This is a genomic window from Baekduia sp. (assembly GCF_035996765.1).
In the GTDB taxonomy this organism is placed as follows: Bacteria; Actinomycetota; Thermoleophilia; order Solirubrobacterales; family Solirubrobacteraceae; genus Baekduia.
The window spans coordinates 66,055-85,209 of the sequence record NZ_DASYJG010000023.1; the positions used below are offsets into that span (position 1 = coordinate 66,055).

Here is a 19,155-nt window from a genome sequence, read left to right on the forward strand (position 1 = left end):
CCGGTCTGAGATCCGGGTGGGTTCGGACCCCACATGGGGACACCAGACGACCCGGATCGATCCTTCGCCCCCGAAGCGCTGAGTCCGGGTCGACTGTCCCCTCATATGTAGGGGCCAGACGACCCGGACCTCCTCGAGGACGCACCGAATCGCCCGTGTCCCGAGAACCCTCACGCGGAAGACCGATGACGCCGCGAACCACCACGGCTTCCTCTCCTCGCCGCCCCAAACCACGCCACGCACCAAGACGAACACCGCGCGCTGAGCGCCACGGGCCACGACCCGCGGACCGCCGACGACACAGCGCGCCGTCCTCACGCGTGTCGCCGACGGCACCCGGAGTGCATATGACTCAGCCGATGCGCACCCGCACGGCGACGGCCTTGCCGTTACTGCGGTAGCGCAACATGTAGGTGTTGCCCGGCAGCTCGCGCGTGGTGCGCAGCGACGCCACCGTCCCGCGGGCGTACACCTTCCCCAGCCGCGTGAGCGTCGCGTTCGCCTTGCCGCCGGTCGAGGACACCAACTTGCAGGCCACCTTCGGCGCACCCTTGGCGCGCTTGACGGTGCAGACCGCATCGCGGCCGTTCTTCCCGGCCTTGCCCTGCGGACCGGTCGCCCCGATCACGCCCTGCGCCCCGGCGGCGCTCGTCGCCCCGCCCGGGCCCGCCGCGCCGGCGTCACCCTTGTCGCCCTTGGCGCCCGCGGCCCCATCCTGACCCGCCGGCCCCGCCGCCAGGCTCCCGCCCACACCATCCAGCGGCACCGACAGCGTCGCGTCCGACGCCGTGCTCGTCACCTCCAACGTCGCATGCCGCGCGCCGATGACCGACGGCGCGAAGCGCACGTTGACCGTGCAGGTCGTACCCGCCCCGGCGTCCACCGCGGCGCCCGTGCAGTGATCGGAGCTGATCAGGAAGTCGTCAACATCCGTACCGGCGAGCTTGACACCCGTGACCCCAGCGGTTCCCAACGCGGGCGTGACAACGACCGCCCGCGGCGCACCCAGCGTCTCGCGCGCCTGCGACGCGCCGAAGTCCGGCGTCGCCGCCGAGACCGACGCCGTGCACGGCGAGTCCGGCTGGCCGTCGTAGACGCAGACGCCCGCCGGTACCGAGAACGCCGAGTTGTGGCTCGCGGTCGGCAACGCGCTCGAATCGGTGCCCGCGATGGCGATCAGGTTGATGTTCCCGCTCGCACCGTCCGGGGCCGTCAGCGTCGCGCGGCCCTGATCATCGGTGGCGACGAACGTGCCGCTCGCGTCATCGAAGCCGACGCCGTACCCGGCGCCGACGGCCCGATCACCCGTTGCCGTGCCGTTGCCCCAGCCACCGGCGAACCCCGCCGGCGGCGTGTACTGCGCGGCGGTCACCTCGAAAGGCTGACCTGCGGCAACGGTCTTCGGCACACCTTCGACCCGCAGCTGCGGCGTCGCCGGGAAGGCGTACATCTCACCGTCGGGGTAGCGCAGCTCGCTGGCCTGCAAAACGAGCGTCTGGCCGTCTTGGAGGGTCGTGCATTCAGGCTGGTCGTGGTAGCCCAGGTTGTGGTAGGTGTTGTTGATCCACATGTGCCATGACGGCACCGCGCCGTCGTTGTCGACCGTTCCGTCGCCGTCCATGTCGACCTGCTGGCCGAGCGACTGCATCGGGTAGCCATCGCCGTTGTTGAGGTTGTCGATCTCGAGGACATCCGGATCACCCGGCAACGTCGTCTGGCCGGAGGCGATCGACCAGATGCTGAGCTGCGACAGCGCCGCGGCCACGGTGTCGGCCGGTGACATGCCGGCCGTGGCGCCGCACGTGACGGGCGTGGAGACCAGCGTGCTGTGAGCACCGAGGCTGACGACGCCTGAGTTCTCCCGGCCGGCGAGGTCGTTGACCTGCACGAACACGCCGGCGCCTGCGGTGGGCACGGCCACGGCAGCGACGGCGGCCGTGACCAGCGTGAGCCCGAGGGCTCGACGATACGAATACATAGGGGTTGCTCCTGTCTCGAACAGGCGGCCCCGATGTCCCGTCCTCCTCGACGGCGCAGCGGCGGCCGTCCTGTGCGCGAAGACGGTTGACGTATGTGCGCCGGCCGGGTCTTCGGGCTCGGGGTCATCCTCGGGAGCTCCTTCCCGAGCCGAACCCGGCTCAGTGGACCTGCACGCTCCGTCGTCACCCACACCGCTGCGCGTCAGCCCCGGATTCCCACCGGAGTTCCCCGCGTCCGTTGCGGGCGCCACAGTACCAGCCGGGTGTTCACCGGCACGCGCGGGCCAGCCCGGCGAGGACGCCAGACACCGCCACCTCGCGACGTGGCGCCATGCGCCCTGTGCCGCAGGTGGGCGTGAGCAGCGAGCTCGTCCCGGCGACGCCGGTCCGCGCGATCGCCGCGTTCAGCACGTCTGCGGCGTCGGTGTCGGTGTCGGGCCGGTGCGGCGCCACCACACCCCAGGCGATGCGCGTTCCGCCGGCGACCAAGCGCCGCACGGCGCCGGCCCCGTCGTCGTCGAGCCCGAGCGTGAGATCGAAGGACACCACGTCCGGCGCCGCGCGCTCGACGACGTCCCACGGCACCGCGCAGCAGAGATGCACGCCCCACGCGGGAGCGACCACGCGCAGCGGGCCCCACGCCGCTTCGACGCCCTCGGCGGCAACGGCGGCAACGGCCGACAGTGTGGGCTCGTCGATCACCAGCAGCGCGTCAAGGCCGCGATCGGCAAGAACATCAACCTGCTCGGCCACGTTGGCCGCCAGCCACACCGCGATCTCACGCGCCAGCCCGACCGGCGCGTGCTCGTCCAGCGCGCGGGCCAGCGTCAGCGGTCCGGTCACCTGCAACTTGACGATGCCGTGCGCGGGCGGCCGGAGGGTCAGCTGTCTCAGCAGCCACTCCCAGCCGCGCGGACGTTGCCGATCGCGGTCGGGCGACCAGCCGCAGCGCGCCGGATCGGCCCCGAGCCACTCGGCCACCATGTCACCCTCCAACCGCGGCAGCTGCGGGCAGAAGGGCAGGTCATAGGCCTTGACCGCCTGCGCGGCCGCGGTCCGGCCCTCGGTGTGGGGCAGGCTCCCGACCCCGGTCGTCGCCCACGCCGGGAGTCGTTCCAACACGGCCATCGGCGAAACGTACTCGTCCTGGGTCCGCCGCGAATCGTCTGGTACGGTCCGCGCCCAGAACTTCATCCATCTGATCGCGGAACGGGGAAGTCGGTGCGAATCCGACGCGGGCCCGCCACTGTCAGCGAGGATCGTTCGCCGCACGCCAGCGATGGCAGCCACTGAGCCGGGTTCGGCTCGGGAAGGCGCGGATCGGACGCTCGTGAGCCAGGAGACCCGACTGCGATCTTGACGTCGTTTCGCCCTCGTGGAACAGGGCTCAAGACATGTCGCGATCTCCTATCGCGCTCGGCCTGGTCCTCCTGGCCGGGCTCACCACCTCCCCGGCCTCGGCCGCCCCGAACGACCTCGTGCTGGTCTCGCGCGGCTTCGACGGGCTGCCGGGCTCGACCTCCTTCGGCGCGGCGGAGTCCAACGGCGCGCTGATCTCGGCCGACGGCCAGCGCGTCGCGTTCGACGCCAGCGCGCCGAACATCGTGCCGGGGGTGACCAACCGCCAGTTCCAGGTCTACGTCCGCGACCTCCGTGGCGGCGGCAACATCCTGGTCAGCCGGGCCGACGGCCCTGACGGCGCGCCATCCGACAACGGCGGCGCGCTCGCGGGCCTCGATGCCGGGGGGAGCGCCATCTCCCCCGACGGCCGCTACGTCTTCTTCACCGCTGTGCTCGGCGACGGCGACTACTACGGCTACCGCCGCGACATGCAGCGCAGCCGCACCGAGCTCGTCACCCGCGCCGACGGCCCGGACGGCGCGCCCGTCCGCCCCTACAACATCTACGCCGGCGCGGGCAACGGGCGCTACGTGCTCTTCCACGCCTCCGGCCTCGTCGACCCGCGCGTCGGCCCGCTGCCTCGCGGCGTCTACCTGCGCGACCTGGAGTCGGGGACGACGGTGCTCGTCAGCCGCGGCACCGGCAAGGACGGCATCCCGGACATCGACGACGGTCTCAGCGCCACGGGGATGTCGCCCGGCGGGCGTTACGTGACGTTTCAGTCCGGGTCGCCGGACCTGACCTCCGGGCCGACCACCTCCGGGCGGCAGATCTTCTTGCGCGACGTGCGCTACGGCACGACGGTCCTGGTCAGCCGCAAGGATGGCGCGGGGGGCGCCCCGGTGCCGGTGCACTACATCGGCTTCACGCCCGTCCGCGCCGACGGCTGCGTCGTGGCGTTCGACGCGCAGGGCGCCGATATCGCCCCCGGCAGCCCTCACAACGGCGGGGTCGAGAGCTACGTCCGCAACCTCTGCGCCGGCACGACGCGACTTGTCAGCCGCGCGGACGGCCCGGACGGCCCGCCCGCGGCGACGCCGGCGATCGGCGACTTCGGCAGCGCGGAGATCATCACCGACGGCATGAGCGCCGACGGCCGCTACGTCGTCTTCACGGCCAACGCCGGCAACCTGACGCCGGGCGTCACCGCCGCGGTCCCCGAGATCTACGCGCGCGACACGGTCGCCGGGCGCACGATCCTCGTCAGCCGCGCGTCAGGACCCGACGGCCCAGCCGACGCCGACAACACCGGGCACTACGGCGCCGCGGCGATCACGCCTGACGCCCGGTACGTCGCGTTCTCCTCCAAGGGCACCAACTTGATCCCCGACAACCAGGCCGGCTTCGGCCAGGTCTACCGGCGTGAGCTCGGCGTGCAGCCGGCCGGGGAGCCGTTCTCCGCCTGCGGCTTGACCGACGACCCGGGCCTCGGCGGCGATGCGGCACCGGCGTGTCCGGCCGGCGGCGACGGGAGCGACGGCGCCGGCGATCCACCGTCGACGCTGCCCGCCCCGCGGCCGATCCCGGTGGCGACGAAGGCACCGGGGACGCCGTCGCCAGGTGAAGCGGGTGGTGACATTCCGCCCGCGTTGGAGCCGACGCTCGTGCGGGCACCGACGCTGCGGACCGTCCGTGCCACCCGGTCGCTCGTCACGTTGTGGGTGGACCTGCCCGCGACGATCGAGCTCCGGATCGCACGCGAGGCCGTCCACGGCAAGCGGCGCACCCGGCGCGCGGCGTCACCGATCGACGCCGTGATCAAGAAGGCCGGCGCCGCCCGCGTGCGCCTGCCCAAGCTCGCGCACGCCCGCTACCGCCTGACGATTCGCGCCCTCGGCGTCGCGGGCTCCAAGAGCCCGGCCGTCATCCGGACGCTCGACTTAAGGAAGAAGACCGCTCGATGAAGCGCACGGCGTTGTTGTTGATGATGATGGTGACGACGGGCATGCTTGCCGGTGGCGGCGCGCGCGCCGCGGTGGTCGACGTTCGCGTCGAAGGCGCCGCCCAGACGCTCTTCGAGGGCCCGGTGCGCTCGTCGGGCAACCCGGTGCGTGCCACCTCCGACAGCCGGCAGCACCGCTGCGACGGCACCAACAACGGCCAGCATCCGACGCCGGGGGCGACGGCGACCGGCGCTTCGGTCGAGGGCCTGCGGACCGAGGGCATGGACTTCGATGCCAGGTGGTTCCCGGGCTTCGACGATTACTACGTCACGCGCTTCGGTCCTGATGCCGAGGACGTCGACACCTACACCTTCTGGGGCATGCTCGTCGACGACGTCTTCGCCGACGTCGGCGGCTGCCAGGCACAGGTCGACGACGGCGATCACGTGCTCTGGGCCTACGACGCGTTTCACAACCGCGGCTTCCTCAAGCTCGCCGTGGCCGGCGACTCCGCCGCCGCACCGAGCCCGACCGCGACGGTCGTCACGGGCCAGCCGCTGACCGTCAGCGTCACCCGCGCATACGGCGAGAAGAGCCCGGCCTTCACCGGCGTCGGCGGCGTGACCGTCGCGCCGGTGACGACGGCGGCCAACGGCGTCGAGACCGTCCAGCCCACTGCGCCCGGTGCCACGACCACGGCGGTCGACGGCACGGCTGACGTCATCTTCGGCACGCTCGGCTGGCATCGGATCAAGGCCGACGCCGGCGCCGGCGGCGCGATCCGCTCCGACCGTCTTGACGTCTGCGTGGTCAGCGCGCCCGGCGGGAACTGCGGCGCCGCCCCCGCCGACACCGCCGTGCGTGAGGCTCCACCGCTGCCGCCCGACCCGATCGACCCGGGCAGCGGCGGCGCGGGCGCCACGCCGAGCAAGCCGGGCGGTGGCAAGGCCCCGGCCCAGCTCGTCGGCGCGCCGATCATCGAGCTGCCGCGCTTCACGACGGCCGGGCAGAGGACGGGTCGCGTAGGGGTCCGCTGGCGGGTGCTGCAGGCCGGCGTCGGCGTGCGCCGCTGGAGGTTCTCCGCCCGCCTCGCGCGCAAGCGCTCAGGGTCCTTCACCACACTGGCGACCGGGACGAAGGGCACGACCGCGCAGCTCGAGCTCGGCGCCGGTCAGACCTGGACGGTGCGCGTGACCTTCACGGACAAGTTGGGACGCGACGTCAGTCAGACCATCGGCGACGTCCTCGTTCCGCTCGACGCGGGCGCACGCGCCGTGCGCCGCAGCGGCGCCTGGTCACGCGTACGCGACGGCGGCGCGTGGCTCGGCGCCGTCCATCGCGGTCGCACCGGTGCGACGCTGACCGCACGGCTCGCCGCCGGCCGCCCGACCATCCTCATCCGCGGGGTTCGCAAGACGGCTGACATCGAGGTGCGCGTAGGCAGCAAGCGCGCGGTCTATCGGATCAGCGGCAGCGCGACGGCGGCCACCCGGGAGATCGTCGCGGCGCCGCGAGCGCGCGCCGGCACGGTCCGGGTGCGGATCGTCTCCGGAACGGCGGGGGTCGATGGTCTCGGCGTGCGTCCGTAGGGGTGCGATCGGCACGCGGGTCCTGGCGCCCGCCGCGGGCGTCCGCAGGACCGTGCTCGGTGCGCTGACGGCGGTCGCGTTGGCCGCCGCGCCGGCGGTTGCTGCGGGCCCAGCCCCTGCCTCACCACCAAGCGCCGCTGACGGTGCTGCACTGCTCAAAGCCGAGAAGTGGATGGTCCGCGCGCAGAGCAGCGACGGCGGCCTGCCCGTCCGAGGTCTCGCCGCACGCCATCGCGTCAACCTCTGGGGCGCGCTCGGCCTCGCCGCCGCCAACGTCAACGCCCAAGATCAGGCCACGTCCGCCAACAGCCGCACGCTCTTCGGCCTGCTTCGAACGTTCGCCGCCGGCGGCGAGCTCTCCGACACCGCCGACCTCGCGCTCTACCTCCTCACCGCCCATGCAGTCGGCTTCACCGCGGTCCGCGGCGAGCAGGACGGGGTGGGTGGGACGGGGACACATGACGTCGTCGCCGACCTGCTCGCAGCCCAGCTACCCGGGACCTCGCCCGATCGCGGCGCCTTCGAATCCCAGCCCGGCTCGGGCAGCGGCGACGCGCTGTCGACCGCCTACGCCGTGGTTGCCCTCGCCTCGCTGAACAACTTCGACCGGTCCTTCGCCGGAGCCGCCGTCGACTGGCTCATCACCCATCAGAACGGGGACGGCAGCTGGGGGCCGATCCCAGGCGCACCGGGCGACGTCGAGACGACCGCGACCGTGTGCGAGGCGTTCTCCTCGGTGGGCCAGGACACCAACATCGCCGCCTCGCGCGCCGCCTCCTGGATCGGACTGCACCAGGGCGCCGACGGCGGCTGGAGCCGCACCGGCGACGGCACGACCTCCGACGTCCCGGCCACCGCCGCCGTCGCGCGGTCGCTGCTCGCCCAAGGCGTCAACCCCAACAACGCCGACAACAGCAACGGTCAATCACCGATGTCGTTCTTGCGCAGCGCCCAAGACGCCGGCGGGACCGTCGGCCGCGCGCCCGGCGTCGCCGCCGACGAGCCCACGCAGACGACCGCCATGGCGATGCTCGCGTTCGGGGGTACCGGCCTGCTCTTCGGCCCGATCGCGGGCGGCGGCGACACCGGCGTGCTGCCGAACCAGAGCCCGCCGGCGGGATTGCCCAGCGGCCCGCTGCTGCCGACCGAGACGGTGACGCCGAAGACGAGCACGCCGGCCGCGCCTGCGCCGAACGCCACAACGCCAGCCCCGGCCATCCAAGCGCCGGCAACATCACCAATGTCTTCCGCGCGCGCGGGCGTCAAGCGCGTGCAAGCCCGCCGCCACGGGACCGGCACGCGGGGTGACGGCAGCGGCGCGACCGGCGCCGGCAGCGGGACGGGCGCTGGCGGCACGGTCGGCACGCCGGGCGCGCCCCGCCGCGCGGGCAGTGGCGGCGACACCGCGACCAGCGCCGTCAGCACACCGGCAGCGGTCACCGGCGCCGGCGTCCCGTTGCCCACCGGCCGCACCGGCGGCACGCGCACCAGGACCGGTCGCACCGCGCCGCGCGAGGTCAGCGGCACGCTGATCGGCCGCCAGAGCCCGACCGAGGGCGCGCGCGGGAGTTCCGTCGCCGCTCCGGGCGCATCGGGCGCGCAGAGCGGAGGCCGCACCACGCCGTGGTGGGCCATCGCCCTCGCGCTCGCGATCGCCGCCGGAGTTCTCGGCGGCATCCGCCTCGACCGCCGCCGCCCGGAGCTCGCGCTGTGACCATCCTCGCCTCCCTCGACGCCGACCTCGGCGACGCGCTCTCGCGCCTGACCTCCGTCCTCGCCGTCCCCGTCCTGATCGCCGCGGCTGCCGTCCTCGTGCTCACCGGCATCGAGCTCGGCCGCTGGGTTGGCGAGCTCGCGCGCCGCCGCCGGGCCACAGGACCGCTAAGCGTCCTCACCCAGACCGTGCTCGAGGACCCGCTCGCCGCGACCCACCTCGCCACCGGCGCGCCCAGCGCCCCCGCGGCCACGACGCTCGAGCGCCTCGGCGCAGCCGTCGCCGCCACCGACCTCGACGGCGTCGAGTACGCGCTCGACGACTTCGAGCACAGCGTCGAGCGGCGGCTGGACCGCACGCGGATGATCGTCCGCGCCGGCCCCGCGATCGGCCTCATGGGCACGCTGATCCCACTCGCCCCCGGCCTGCGCGCGCTCGGCCGCGGCGATGTCCACCTGCTGGCCAACGATCTGCGGATCGCGTTCGCGGCGACGACCGTCGGCCTGCTCTCGGGCACCGTCGCGTTCGGCCTGACGCTCGCCCGCACGCGGCGCTGGAGCGAGGACCTCGCCTCGATGGAGCGCGCGACCGAGCGGCTGCGCGCGACGGCCGCCGCGGCTGCGACCCTGCGCGCCGAAGCCGACGCCCGCGCGTTGCTGGAAGACACCGGCGCGGCGGTCACCCGATGAGGCGCCACCGCGCGCGCGTGCGACGGCAGCTCGGCGGCGAGACCGGCGACCCGCTCGACGGCCTCGTCAACCTGTTCGACCTGGGGATCGTCCTAGCGGTCGCGTTCCTCATTGCCGGGCTCGCCTCGACGATCGACCGCGACAACGCGAAGCTGACGCCCCGTGCCCAGCAGCAGTCCCAGCAGCGCACGCGCGCGGTGCCAACGCCGGCGCAGTCCGCACCCGTTCGCGGCAAGGGCAAGGCGGTCGGGACCGTCTACCGCCTCGGCGACGGCCGGCTGATCTACACCAGGCCCAGAGGTGGCGGGTGAGAAGGGCGTCTCCCGCGCGAGTAACAAAGCGGATAGCCCTCGGCGCGCTGGCTGCCTGCGCCCTGTCCCCCGCAACCGCCGCCGCGACGCCACCCTGGACCGCCAACCAGGGCCAGCTCGACAAGACCGTCACCTACATGCGCGGCGCCCAGAACGCCGACGGCGGCTTCGGCGGTGCGGCCGGCCAGCCGTCGGACCCGCTGTTCAGCGCCTGGGTCGTCATGGCGCTCGCGGCGGCCGGCATCAACCCCAAGGACCAGCGCGTCGTCGGCGGGACCGACGCCTACACCTACGTCACCGCCCATGCCGCCGCGCTCTCCGACACCACCGACTTCGAGCGCGCGATGCTCGTCGCGGTCGCCTCGGGCACCTCGCCGCGGGACTTCGGCGGCCGCGACCTCGTCGCGGCGATCCTCGCGCGCCGGCTGCCCGACGGGTCCTTCACCCACGCCGCCGGCGGGACCACCGGCGGCATCAACGACACCGCCTTCGCCATGCTCCCGCTCAGCGCCACCGACGAGCCCGCCAAGGCGGACATCATCTCCCGTGCAGCGGCGTGGCTGGTCGGCGCGCAGAGCGACGACGGCGGCTGGTCCTGGGCGCCAGGCCGCGAGGAGTCCTCCGACATGACCGCCGCGGTCATCCAAGCGCTGCGAATCGCTCCGCAGACGCCGAAGCGAACCGCGGCCCAGCAGCGCGGCTGGTCTTACCTGCGCTCGACCCAGCGCGACGACGGCGGCTTCGCCCAGACGCCGATCGACCCGGAGTCCAACAGCGCATCGACCGCCTGGGCGCTGCAGGCGATGTGGGCGTCGGCGATCGACCCGACGACCTGGCGGCGCGCGGGCGGCACCCCGCTGGACTACCTCGCCTCGCTGCAGCAGCCCGACGGATCCATCATGTACATGAAGGGCCACAGCCTCAACGACCTCTGGATGACGGCCTACGCCGCGCCCGCGCTGGCCGGCTACCCGTTGCCGGTGCCGTCGATCGCGCGAACGACGGGCAAGGGCGGCAAGGGCGCGGCGCTCTACAGCCGCCCGCAGCCCGACAGCACCGGCAACGCGAGCGGCGGCGTACGCCAGATCTCGTCGTCCTCAACGGCGACCAAGACGCGCCGGCGCAGCGGGGCCAAGGCCACGGCAACCGGCACGGCGCAGTCCAACGGCGTCGCAGCCTCCGGCATCACGCCGATCGGGTCGCAGACCAAGGACATCAAGAAGACCGGCGGGCGCACGAGTCACGACTTGAAGGCCAAGCCACACCGCGCGCGCGACGCGCGCGACGCAGACGCCGGCGAACCCGTCACCGGCCGCCTCCTCGCCAGCGCCGCGCCAGCCGGAGCCTCGGGCACCGGGACGCACGCCGCCGTCGCGCCCGGCCTACGGGCACCGAAGCCGACCGACGCCACATCGGCCACCACCGCGCTCGCCCTCACCACGCTCCTACTCCTCGCCGCGCTCGGCGGCGCCGCTCTCGAAACCCATCACGGACGCAAGGGACTGCTCCCATGACCACCGCCTCCATCGACCTCGGCGACGCCCTCGCCCGGATGAGCCAAGCGCTCCAGGTGCCGGTCCTCATCGCCTCGATCCTCCTGCTCGCGCTCTGCGCCGGCGAGCTCGGGCGCTTCGCGATCGAGTCGCTGCGCCGCCACCGCACCACCCCCGGCACGCTCCGGTTGATCAGCGCCCAGGCGCTCATCGAGCCCGGCGTCGCCCGCCACGTCTCCGAGCGTGCGCCGAGCGCCATCGCCGCCGAGACCGTCCGCGACCTCGGCATCGCCGCCGCGACCGGCCGCCCCAACGCCATCGAGCACGCGCTCGCCGACTACGAGCTCGCCATCCAGCGCCGACTGAACCGCACCCGCCTGCTCGTCCGCGGCGGCCCCGCGCTCGGCCTCATGGGCACGCTGATCCCGCTCGCCCCCGGCCTCGCCGCGCTCGGCCGCGGCGACGTCGCCTCGTTGGCCACCAACTTGCGCACCGCCTTCGGCGCGACCATCATCGGCCTGCTCGTCGGCACCGTCGCCTTCGCGCTGACGATCGTCCGCACCCGCGCGGCCACCGAGGATCTCGTCGCGATGGAGCGCGCCGTCGACGACGCCGAGCACGCAAAGACGACCGCCGCCGCCCAGCCCACCGCCGAGCCGGTCGTCACATGAACCGCGCCACCCTCGGCCGCCACGGCCGCATCGCCGACGACTCCGGCGACCCCCTCGACGGCCTCGTCAACCTCTTCGACCTCGGCCTCGTCCTCGCCGTCGCCTTCCTCGTCGCCGGCTTCGGCCTCTCCGTCAACAAGACCACCGGCAAGATCGAACCCCGCACCTCGACCACCCCAGCAACAACGACAACAACCGTTCCTCAACAACAACCCGGCCTCACGACCTCTGGCCGCGGCAACGCCATCGGCACCCTCTACCGCCTCGCCGACGGCCGCCTCGTCGTCGTCGAGCCCGGCGGCAAGGTCAAGCCGGTCAGCCCCTGAGGGTGGGCTCTACAGCTTGACGACGCGCAGGCCCGGCACCGCATCGAAGTCGGCGTCTTGGGTCAGTAGGTCAGCATCGTGCGCGATCGCCGTCGCGGCGATCCACGCGTCCTGAACACCGAGCTTCCCGAGACCCGCCACACGCATCTCGACCACTAGCGCCGCGAACGCAGACGCAACTGCCTGATCCACCGGCAGCGCGCCGACCTGCTCCGCATCGCGCAGCGTCTTCAACCTCGCCGCCCGCTCCCGCGGCTCGCCGGCCGCCAGCACACCCATCTCTAGCTCGGCGATCGTGACGACCGACACCGCGATCTCGTTTTTCTCCGGGTACTCCCCCAGTGGCCGACCACTCTCGCGCGCGATAAACAGCGAGGTGTCAGCGATCGCCTTCCCGCTCACAGATCCTCAATCGTGTCGGGCAGCAACTCAGCAAGCTCCTCACGCAACCCCGAATCAGCCGGATGCGCCAGCACCCTGGCAAAGAACCTCGCTGCCGGCATCCACGTCGGCCGCTCCTGCAACGGCGCAATCTGCGCCACCGACCGCCGATTGCTCTGCACGATCAACGTCTCACCAGCCTCGACACGCCGCAGCACACCACCGGTGTCATTCCGCAGCTCCCGCACCGAAATCACGTCCATGCCGCAAAGCGTAGCAGGAGGGCTACACCGTGCTACACACCTCCGGACGGTCAAGCACACTCCGCACGACGTTCCGCGATGCGAGCAGGACCAGGACGAGCAACGTCACCGAGAAGAAGCCGCCGAGGCTCACGGCATCACCGAAGACCAGGTCAACGAGCTCGAGCACGACGAGCTTGCTGCCAGCGGCGACCGCCCACAACGACACCGCGGCCGCGACCTTGCCGCCCTGGGAGGTGGCGGCCCGGAGCCTGGTGAGGAGCTGGCCCTTGGCGAGGATCACCACCTCAAGAGCAACCTTGAGCAGGACCGCGGTCAGCAGCGAGAGGGTGAAGCCTTCGCTGATGACCGATGGGACGTACTCGATGGCGAGGTTGAGCACGACCACGTAGACGAAGACGTCGATGATGTCTGCCGGACGGGCGCGCATCCATCGGCAGAACGGGGCTCGCGAGAGACGAGATTCTGCGGAGACCGCCCCTCTGAGGTCTGTCGTCATGCCACGATCTTGAAGCACATCGCGCTCGGCCGCGCGACCCCGGACGCCCTGCCTGGACAAAATATCATCGTAGATGATAATATTTTGTCCGTGGACGCATCGACCCTCTACAGCGTGCAGGAAGCGGCTGAGCAACTGAACGTCTCGCCGATCACGATCCGCCACCACATCGCCTCTGGGCACCTGCCGGCGGTCAAGAGAGGCGGCGCATGGTGGCTCGACGCATCCGAGGTCGTCCGCATGGGTCGACAGCCTCCCGGCGCGGGACGGCCGCTCAGTGACGTGATGGCATGGGCCGTGATCTTGCGTGCGTCCGGAGCGCCCGAAAAGGCAGCGCGACTGGCCGGTCGCGACCGCTACATCTCACGCGCCAGAGCCTGGACAAGAGACCATCCCCTCGCCGATCACGCGTCACGCCTCCGCGCCCGCGCTCGGAGCGAGCGGTTCGACGGTCACCCTTCGGAGGTCGAGCGCGTCTCGACGCGATCAGACGTCTTGCTGACCGGTGCCTCGGCCGGTGACGAGGTCGGCCTCATCGGAAACACCGGTGAGGTCGAGGTCTACGCGCCGGCTCACCATCGTCAGACGATCGTGGACGGGCACGCCCTCGAACCGGGCGCGGGCGCTGTTCACATCCGCTGGATCGGCGACGAGCTCTGGCCGGCCATCGAGCTGGCGACCACCCGCAACCGAGCGCCACGAGCCGCGATCCTCCTCGATCTCTTGGAGAGCGATGACCCACGGGCGCGTCGCGAGGCACGGAAGGCGCTCCAGCCGTGATCGAGATCGCCATCGCCGACGCCGAGTCCCGCGCGCTGTGGAAGGTCGTCGGCACACTCGCGGAAAAGCTCCCAGAGGACTGGGCACTCATCGGCGGGTTGATGGTCCAAATCCATGCCTTGGAACACGGCTTCACCGACGTGCGCGTCACCCACGACATCGACCTGCTCGGCCAAGCCCGACCCCAAGGCACCCTGACGCAGATCGATCGCCTTCTCCGGGACGAAGGATTCGCGCTCGAAGCGCCCGACCTCGATGGATACGCGCAGCGTTACACGCGCGAGGGGGTGGTCATCGACGTACTCGCACCCGATGGGATCAAGCCACCACCGCAACTCACCAACGGCATCAAGGCGATCGCCGTCCCCGGTGGACACCAAGCGCTCGTCCGCTCCGAGAGCGTGCGGGTATTGGTAGACGGAGAGAGCTTCGACCTGCGCAGGCCCACCCTGCTGGGCGCGATCCTCATCAAGGCGCGTTCGCTTGTGGTCCACCGCGACCCCGAGTCTCAGCGGGAGGACCTTCTTCGGCTTCTGTCACTGATCGACGACCCACGTGCCATCGCGCCCGAGCTGCGCCCGACCGAACGCAAGTGGATGCGACGCGCCGAGACTCGGCTTGCGTTCTCCGAGCCTGCGAGCCTGGGACCGGCGACAGTACGACGTGCCAGGCAGGCGTATCGGTTGCTGCTTGACCCCAGCTGAGCTGTGTCGACAAAGCCGCGTCCGCCTACGACGTGCAGCCCACCGCCCCCATCACCGCATCATCACTGGTCTCACCGAGCCGGTCATAGAGATAGTGCAAGCTCGCCTGATACCGCCAGCCGCCGTCGGGACAGGACGTCGTCGTGATGTAGTCCTCGGCCCACGGCCTGCCGCCGAGCGAGAAGTACAGGTTGTTGAGCTGGATCGGCAGGCCGGCGACGACCTGGAGATCCCTGGGCACCATGAAGCTGCTCTGCCGGCGCCAGGCGCCGATCAGGTTCTCGGTGCCGACGACGATCGTGCGCCGGACCCGCGCCGGATGGTCGACCGTCGTGTAGGCCAGCAGCCGCGCAGCGCCGGCGTTGAAGAGCACCACCTTCATGTTGGCCAGGATCGTGTCGGCGCGTCCAGTCCCGTACGCGCTGCCCATGATCGACCCCTGCGGACAGCCGGCCGGGCCCTGGAAGTCGAGGACCACCTTGGTGCAGCGCGGATAGCGATCGCCGTTGTAGGAGAAGCCCTCCCCGAAGAGGATGTCCTCACCGGTGATGATCGGCGGGTCAAAACCCGGCTCGGTCACGACCTGAACCGAGCCGCGCACGACGACGCCCTGGGGATGCGCCGCCGTGCCCGCCTTGGTCGGCGTCACCGCCATCCTCGCCGTCACCGCCGTGGTCGGCAGCTCATCGTCCTGCGCCAAGGCGCTCGCCGGCCCGCCCATGCTCACCGCGAGCACGGCGAGCACCGCCACCTTCCATGACCTCCTCAGCCGCATGTGCTCCCTTTCGCTGACTCACCTACGCGGCGGCCGGCGCCCCGCGACCGCTTGCCGAGCAGGACGCCGGCGCGCCCAGCGACTGCACCACGCTCCGCGGCCATGGTGCATCCAGACGACCCTGCCCGGCAGGTCCCGCACTTCGCCGAGCAGGCAGCGCCGTGGCCGACGTGCGCTCCCGACATGGCGATCATCGCCCGCGACCGACCATTGGCAGTGACGGCGGAAGTGGTCCTCACGGTGCATCGGGTCACCCGGCGGGCAACGCGATAGAGGATGGAATGGGGACAGAAGTTCGGTGACACATGGGTGTTTCCCTAACGGCGCCGATACTACGGGTAGGGACACACGAATGTCTACCCCACGGAAGAAAAGTTCTCCGACGGCCCTCCGGTCGCCCCGCGCCGCTCGCCGCGCCGTCTAGAACGCCCCTGCTCCCGTCCCCCGCACCCCATAGAGTCACGCGCGCCAGGGAGACAGGTCCAAAATCAGGAGTCAAAGATGAAGCGTTGGATGGCATTGCTCGCAGGCCTATGCCTGCTGATGGCTGGTTCGGCCGGGGTTGCGCAGGGGGCGACGAAACCGGCAAAGAAGGTGAGCGTCTCGTCAACGTTGCGCACGCTTGACCGCCAGACCGCGACGCTGCCCAAGACGGCCGTCTCGCGCACGCAGCGGCGCAAGCTGCACGACGCCGCCCGCCGCGCGCGCCTCGCCGCCAAGGGCAAGCCCTGCTCCTCGGTCGCCGCGCTCTCCCGCTTCCGCACCATCTTGCGGTCTGTCAAGCCCCGCAAGGGCAAGCGCAACGCGCGAGCCAACCTGCGCGTCGCCGCGCTCGGCCCGGTCTCGCTGACCGCCAGCCGCCTGCTGCTGGCCGACAAGCGCACCAAGAGTTGCGGCGGTGGCACGAAGCCGAGCACGCTGTCAGACGCCAAGACCAGCGTCCTGTCCAGCGACATCAACGGCATGCGCGTCCGCGTTGAACTGCCCGCTGTGCAATTCACGCCCCGCAGCGCCGGCGGCAAGTCCTGGACCGAACTCGTGCTGCCCGACACGTCGGCCGGCCTCGGCGACACCGGCGCGCCCGGCATCCCCGTCGTGGCCAGCTCCTTCGCGGTCCCAGACGGCGCGACCGTCTCGGTCAAGACCGACAAGACGGTCTCCACCACGCTCGACGGCGTCGACGTCTTCCCAACCCAGCCCGACCCCGTCGACGCGGCCGCACCGGCGCCCGGCAGCAAGCCGAACTTCGGCAAGCCCCCGTTCACCGACGCGCCGTTCACCATCAACCGCAAGACCTACGCCTCGGACAAGCCCTTCCCCGCCAAGCCCGCCGATGCCGACATCCTCGGCAAGACGCGCGACCTGACGCTCGGCGGCCTGCAGATCCCGACCGGTCAATACGACCCGGCCTCGAAGAAGTTGAAGCTCTTCAAGTCCGTCGAGGTCGACGTGAAGTTCAACGGCGGCACCAAGGCCTTCAACGACGAGCTCGCCTCACCGTGGGAGCGCCCGGCCCGCGAGCGGCTCAACGGGATCCTCAACCGCAAGCTGATCGACCTCCTCAAGATCCGCGACCCGTTCCGCCGCTGCGGCGAGGAGATGCTCGTCATCACCAACACCGCAACCCAGGCGGCGGCCGACCAGTTCGCCACCCACAAGCGCGCGCAGGGCATGCGGACGCTCGTCGTCGACGTCGGTGACGCAGCCGGCCAGATCGGCTCGACGCCGGCGGCCGTCCAGGCCTACATCCGCGGCCAGCTGACCGCGAGCCACTGCATCCACCCGAGCTACATCACCATCCTGGGCGACGACGACCTCGTGCCGACGTTCGCCGGGATCAACGGCATCCCGTCTGACCTGCCCTACGCGATGCGCGACGACGCCGACGAGCTGCCCGACGTCGCCATCGGCCGCATCATCGGCAACGACCAGGCGGCCGTCGGCGTCGCCGTCGGCAAGATCATCGGGTACGAGACGACCCCGCCGACCGGCGCGTCGTTCACCAACAAGGCGGTCGTCGCCGCCGACTTCCAGGACGATGACAACGACGGCCAGGAGAACCGCACGTTCGTGCAGTTCGCCGAGACCGTGCGCAACGGCCTGGTCCGACGCGGCGTCGGGGTCCAGCGCGTGTACGGAGAGGACCCCGCCGGCAACCCGCAGCGGTTCAACGACGGCACCCCGCTGCCGGCCGCGCTGCTGAAGCCGACGTTCGGCTGGAACGGGACCGGCGCGGACGTCACCACCGGCTGGAACGCCGGCCCGTTCATGGTCGTCCACCGCGACCACGGCTACTCCGACGGCTGGGGCACGCCCGGCTTCGGCACCGCCGACGCGCAGGCGCTGACCAACGGCGCCAACCTCCCGGTGGTGTTGAGCATCAACTGCTCGAGCGGTGCCTATGACTACGACGAGACGTCGTTCTCAGGCGAGACGCTCGTCAACCCCAACGGTGGCGGCGTCGGCGTCTTCGGCGACACCCGCGACTCGCCGACGACGCACAACTCGATCATGGCGCTTGGGTTCGTCGACGGCCTGCTGCCCAGCGTGCTGCCGACCGAGGGCCCGGCCACCGCGCAGCGCACGGGTGACGCGCTGATCACCGGCAAGCTACGGCTCGTCGGCATCTCGCCGCCGGCCACCGACGGCAACACGCGCAACGAGCTGTACCTGTGGCACTACTACGGCGATCCGTCGATGCAGATGTGGGGCGGCGGACACCCGCCGTTCAAGTTCGACATCGCGCAGCTCAAGGCGGTGTACGCCAAGGTCGTCACGCCCACGCCGGACCCGCCGCCTTACGAGGTGAACGTGACACTGCCCAAGGAGCTGATCGGTCAGACGATCAGCCTGCTGCGCAAGGGCGAGGTCGTCGGCAAGGCCATCATCGGTGACGGCGTGGCCACGATCCCGGCGACGTTCGGCGACGGCTCGGTCGTGCCCGGCGACCTGCAGGTCGCGATCGAGCCCGACGGCGGCCCGGCGGTCCAGGCGCCGGTCGGCGACGTGCCGAACGGGACGAGCGCGCTGACCCAGACCTGCCCGGCGGGCGGCCAGGTCGGCGTGCCGCTGACGGTCAGCGGGACGCTCACGGGCGGGGCAGAGGGTGCGAAGGTCCTCGTGAACTTCGCGGCGCCGGCCGTGCCGGACGGCCCCCCGTCGCGCGTGGTCATCGTGGCGGCGACGGTCGATGCGCAGGGAGCATGGTCGGCGTCGGTGACCCCGGCGGCCGGCGAGACCGGCGGCTGGACGGTGTCCTCGGACTACCCGGGTGACAACGCCCACGACGGGTCGAAGGCGGGACCGTGCAGCGTGGCGGTCGTGCGTCAGCCGACGAAGCTGACACAGAGCTGCCCGGACGACGGGCAGGTCCTGCAGCCGCTGGCCGTCAACGGCCACCTCGACAAGGCCCCGGCCGGCTCGGTGATCGACGTCACGTTCCTCGGTCCGCCGACGCAGGGTGGTGAGGTGCCCGGTCGCTCGGTGGAGGTCCAGGCGACGACCGACGCGGCGGGGAACTGGAGCGCCAAGACCACGCCGGAGCGTGCGGAGACCGGAGACTGGATCATCTCCTCGTCCTACGCGGGAGATGGGACGTTTGCGCCGTCGGATGCGGAGCCGTGCGTGGTGCCGGTGAGCTAGCTCAAGGGTTGAGTGTGGGGCCCCGCCGGTCGGTTTGGCGGGGCCCTCATGCTTC

General features: G+C 71.7%; 17 protein-coding genes and 2 riboswitches. Of the genes, 11 read left to right on the top strand and 6 right to left on the bottom strand.

Features of this window, described 5'->3' with window-relative positions; genetic code table 11:
- Positions 1-352: 352 nt before the first annotated feature.
- Positions 353-1,978 carry a hypothetical protein gene (locus VGO10_RS04560; RefSeq protein WP_327465618.1) on the bottom strand — a complete coding sequence of 542 codons (1,626 nt, stop codon included), beginning with the start codon at positions 1,976-1,978 and terminating at the stop codon, positions 353-355.
- Between the two features lie 106 nt (positions 1,979-2,084).
- A riboswitch (cobalamin riboswitch) is annotated at positions 2,085-2,210 on the bottom strand.
- Between the two features lie 36 nt (positions 2,211-2,246).
- Complete coding sequence (locus VGO10_RS04565; RefSeq protein ID WP_327465620.1) at positions 2,247-3,107, bottom strand: hypothetical protein; 861 nt, start codon at positions 3,105-3,107, stop codon at positions 2,247-2,249.
- Between the two features lie 28 nt (positions 3,108-3,135).
- Positions 3,136-3,347, top strand: a riboswitch (cobalamin riboswitch).
- Between the two features lie 26 nt (positions 3,348-3,373).
- Between VGO10_RS04565 and VGO10_RS04570 the strand changes: the two genes are divergently transcribed.
- From VGO10_RS04570 to VGO10_RS04605, 8 genes are read left to right on the top strand one after another with little or no spacing between them, the layout of a single operon-like run.
- Positions 3,374-5,284, top strand: a complete 1,911-nt coding sequence (locus tag VGO10_RS04570) for a hypothetical protein (RefSeq protein ID WP_327465622.1) — start codon at positions 3,374-3,376, stop codon at positions 5,282-5,284.
- On the top strand, positions 5,281-6,852 hold the full coding sequence (locus tag VGO10_RS04575) for a hypothetical protein (protein ID WP_327465624.1): 1,572 nt from the start codon (positions 5,281-5,283) through the stop codon (positions 6,850-6,852). Before VGO10_RS04570 ends, VGO10_RS04575 begins: the two co-directional genes overlap by 4 nt.
- On the top strand, positions 6,830-8,566 hold the full coding sequence (locus VGO10_RS04580; protein ID WP_327465626.1) for a prenyltransferase/squalene oxidase repeat-containing protein: 1,737 nt from the start codon (positions 6,830-6,832) through the stop codon (positions 8,564-8,566). Before VGO10_RS04575 ends, VGO10_RS04580 begins: the two co-directional genes overlap by 23 nt.
- Complete coding sequence (locus VGO10_RS04585) at positions 8,563-9,255, top strand: MotA/TolQ/ExbB proton channel family protein (RefSeq protein WP_327465628.1); 693 nt, start codon at positions 8,563-8,565, stop codon at positions 9,253-9,255. Before VGO10_RS04580 ends, VGO10_RS04585 begins: the two co-directional genes overlap by 4 nt.
- Positions 9,252-9,566, top strand: coding sequence for a DUF2149 domain-containing protein (locus VGO10_RS04590; RefSeq protein WP_327465630.1), 315 nt, complete (start codon positions 9,252-9,254; stop codon positions 9,564-9,566). The genes VGO10_RS04585 and VGO10_RS04590 overlap by 4 nt, the downstream gene beginning before the upstream one ends.
- Complete coding sequence (locus VGO10_RS04595) at positions 9,563-11,080, top strand: prenyltransferase/squalene oxidase repeat-containing protein (protein WP_327465632.1); 1,518 nt, start codon at positions 9,563-9,565, stop codon at positions 11,078-11,080. Before VGO10_RS04590 ends, VGO10_RS04595 begins: the two co-directional genes overlap by 4 nt.
- The gene (locus tag VGO10_RS04600; RefSeq protein ID WP_327465634.1) at positions 11,077-11,730 is read left to right on the top strand and encodes a MotA/TolQ/ExbB proton channel family protein; all 654 of its coding nucleotides are present in this window, start codon (positions 11,077-11,079) and stop codon (positions 11,728-11,730) included. Before VGO10_RS04595 ends, VGO10_RS04600 begins: the two co-directional genes overlap by 4 nt.
- Positions 11,727-12,056 (top strand): DUF2149 domain-containing protein, encoded by a 330-nt coding sequence (locus tag VGO10_RS04605; protein WP_327465635.1) that lies wholly within the window; start codon positions 11,727-11,729, stop codon positions 12,054-12,056. Before VGO10_RS04600 ends, VGO10_RS04605 begins: the two co-directional genes overlap by 4 nt.
- A 9-nt stretch (positions 12,057-12,065) precedes the next feature.
- Here VGO10_RS04605 and VGO10_RS04610 read toward each other — a convergent pair whose 3' ends face one another.
- From VGO10_RS04610 to VGO10_RS04620, 3 genes are read right to left on the bottom strand one after another with little or no spacing between them, the layout of a single operon-like run.
- The gene (locus tag VGO10_RS04610; protein WP_327465636.1) at positions 12,066-12,458 is read right to left on the bottom strand and encodes a PIN domain-containing protein; all 393 of its coding nucleotides are present in this window, start codon (positions 12,456-12,458) and stop codon (positions 12,066-12,068) included.
- The gene (locus VGO10_RS04615; protein WP_327465637.1) at positions 12,455-12,700 is read right to left on the bottom strand and encodes a type II toxin-antitoxin system prevent-host-death family antitoxin; all 246 of its coding nucleotides are present in this window, start codon (positions 12,698-12,700) and stop codon (positions 12,455-12,457) included. Before VGO10_RS04615 ends, VGO10_RS04610 begins: the two co-directional genes overlap by 4 nt.
- A gap of 22 nt (positions 12,701-12,722) precedes the next feature.
- Positions 12,723-13,130, bottom strand: coding sequence for a hypothetical protein (locus VGO10_RS04620; RefSeq protein WP_327465639.1), 408 nt, complete (start codon positions 13,128-13,130; stop codon positions 12,723-12,725).
- A gap of 78 nt (positions 13,131-13,208) precedes the next feature.
- Between VGO10_RS04620 and VGO10_RS04625 the strand changes: the two genes are divergently transcribed.
- Both VGO10_RS04625 and VGO10_RS04630 read left to right on the top strand, forming a co-directional pair.
- Positions 13,209-13,979, top strand: a complete 771-nt coding sequence (locus VGO10_RS04625; RefSeq protein ID WP_327465641.1) for a helix-turn-helix domain-containing protein — start codon at positions 13,209-13,211, stop codon at positions 13,977-13,979.
- Complete coding sequence (locus VGO10_RS04630; RefSeq protein ID WP_327465643.1) at positions 13,976-14,683, top strand: hypothetical protein; 708 nt, start codon at positions 13,976-13,978, stop codon at positions 14,681-14,683. The genes VGO10_RS04625 and VGO10_RS04630 overlap by 4 nt, the downstream gene beginning before the upstream one ends.
- A gap of 25 nt (positions 14,684-14,708) precedes the next feature.
- Here VGO10_RS04630 and VGO10_RS04635 read toward each other — a convergent pair whose 3' ends face one another.
- On the bottom strand, positions 14,709-15,434 hold the full coding sequence (locus tag VGO10_RS04635; protein WP_327465645.1) for a hypothetical protein: 726 nt from the start codon (positions 15,432-15,434) through the stop codon (positions 14,709-14,711).
- A gap of 618 nt (positions 15,435-16,052) precedes the next feature.
- On the opposite strand from VGO10_RS04635, the gene VGO10_RS04640 reads away from it, so the two are divergent.
- Complete coding sequence (locus VGO10_RS04640) at positions 16,053-19,100, top strand: C25 family cysteine peptidase (protein WP_327465647.1); 3,048 nt, start codon at positions 16,053-16,055, stop codon at positions 19,098-19,100.
- The last annotated feature ends 55 nt before the right edge of the window (positions 19,101-19,155 follow it).

Excerpts from the sequence above, each read along its gene's own strand:
- VGO10_RS04560 (WP_327465618.1), bottom strand. The coding sequence starts at position 1,978 with ATGTATTCGTATCGTCGAGCCCTCGGGCTCACGCTGGTCACGGCCGCC.
- VGO10_RS04565 (WP_327465620.1), bottom strand. The coding sequence starts at position 3,107 with ATGGCCGTGTTGGAACGACTCCCGGCGTGGGCGACGACCGGGGTCGGG.
- VGO10_RS04570 (WP_327465622.1), top strand. The coding sequence starts at position 3,374 with ATGTCGCGATCTCCTATCGCGCTCGGCCTGGTCCTCCTGGCCGGGCTC.
- VGO10_RS04575 (WP_327465624.1), top strand. The coding sequence starts at position 5,281 with ATGAAGCGCACGGCGTTGTTGTTGATGATGATGGTGACGACGGGCATG.
- VGO10_RS04580 (WP_327465626.1), top strand. The coding sequence starts at position 6,830 with ATGGTCTCGGCGTGCGTCCGTAGGGGTGCGATCGGCACGCGGGTCCTG.
- VGO10_RS04590 (WP_327465630.1), top strand. The coding sequence starts at position 9,252 with ATGAGGCGCCACCGCGCGCGCGTGCGACGGCAGCTCGGCGGCGAGACC.
- VGO10_RS04600 (WP_327465634.1), top strand. The coding sequence starts at position 11,077 with ATGACCACCGCCTCCATCGACCTCGGCGACGCCCTCGCCCGGATGAGC.
- VGO10_RS04605 (WP_327465635.1), top strand. The coding sequence starts at position 11,727 with ATGAACCGCGCCACCCTCGGCCGCCACGGCCGCATCGCCGACGACTCC.
- VGO10_RS04615 (WP_327465637.1), bottom strand. The coding sequence starts at position 12,700 with ATGGACGTGATTTCGGTGCGGGAGCTGCGGAATGACACCGGTGGTGTG.
- VGO10_RS04620 (WP_327465639.1), bottom strand. The coding sequence starts at position 13,130 with ATGCGCGCCCGTCCGGCAGACATCATCGACGTCTTCGTCTACGTGGTC.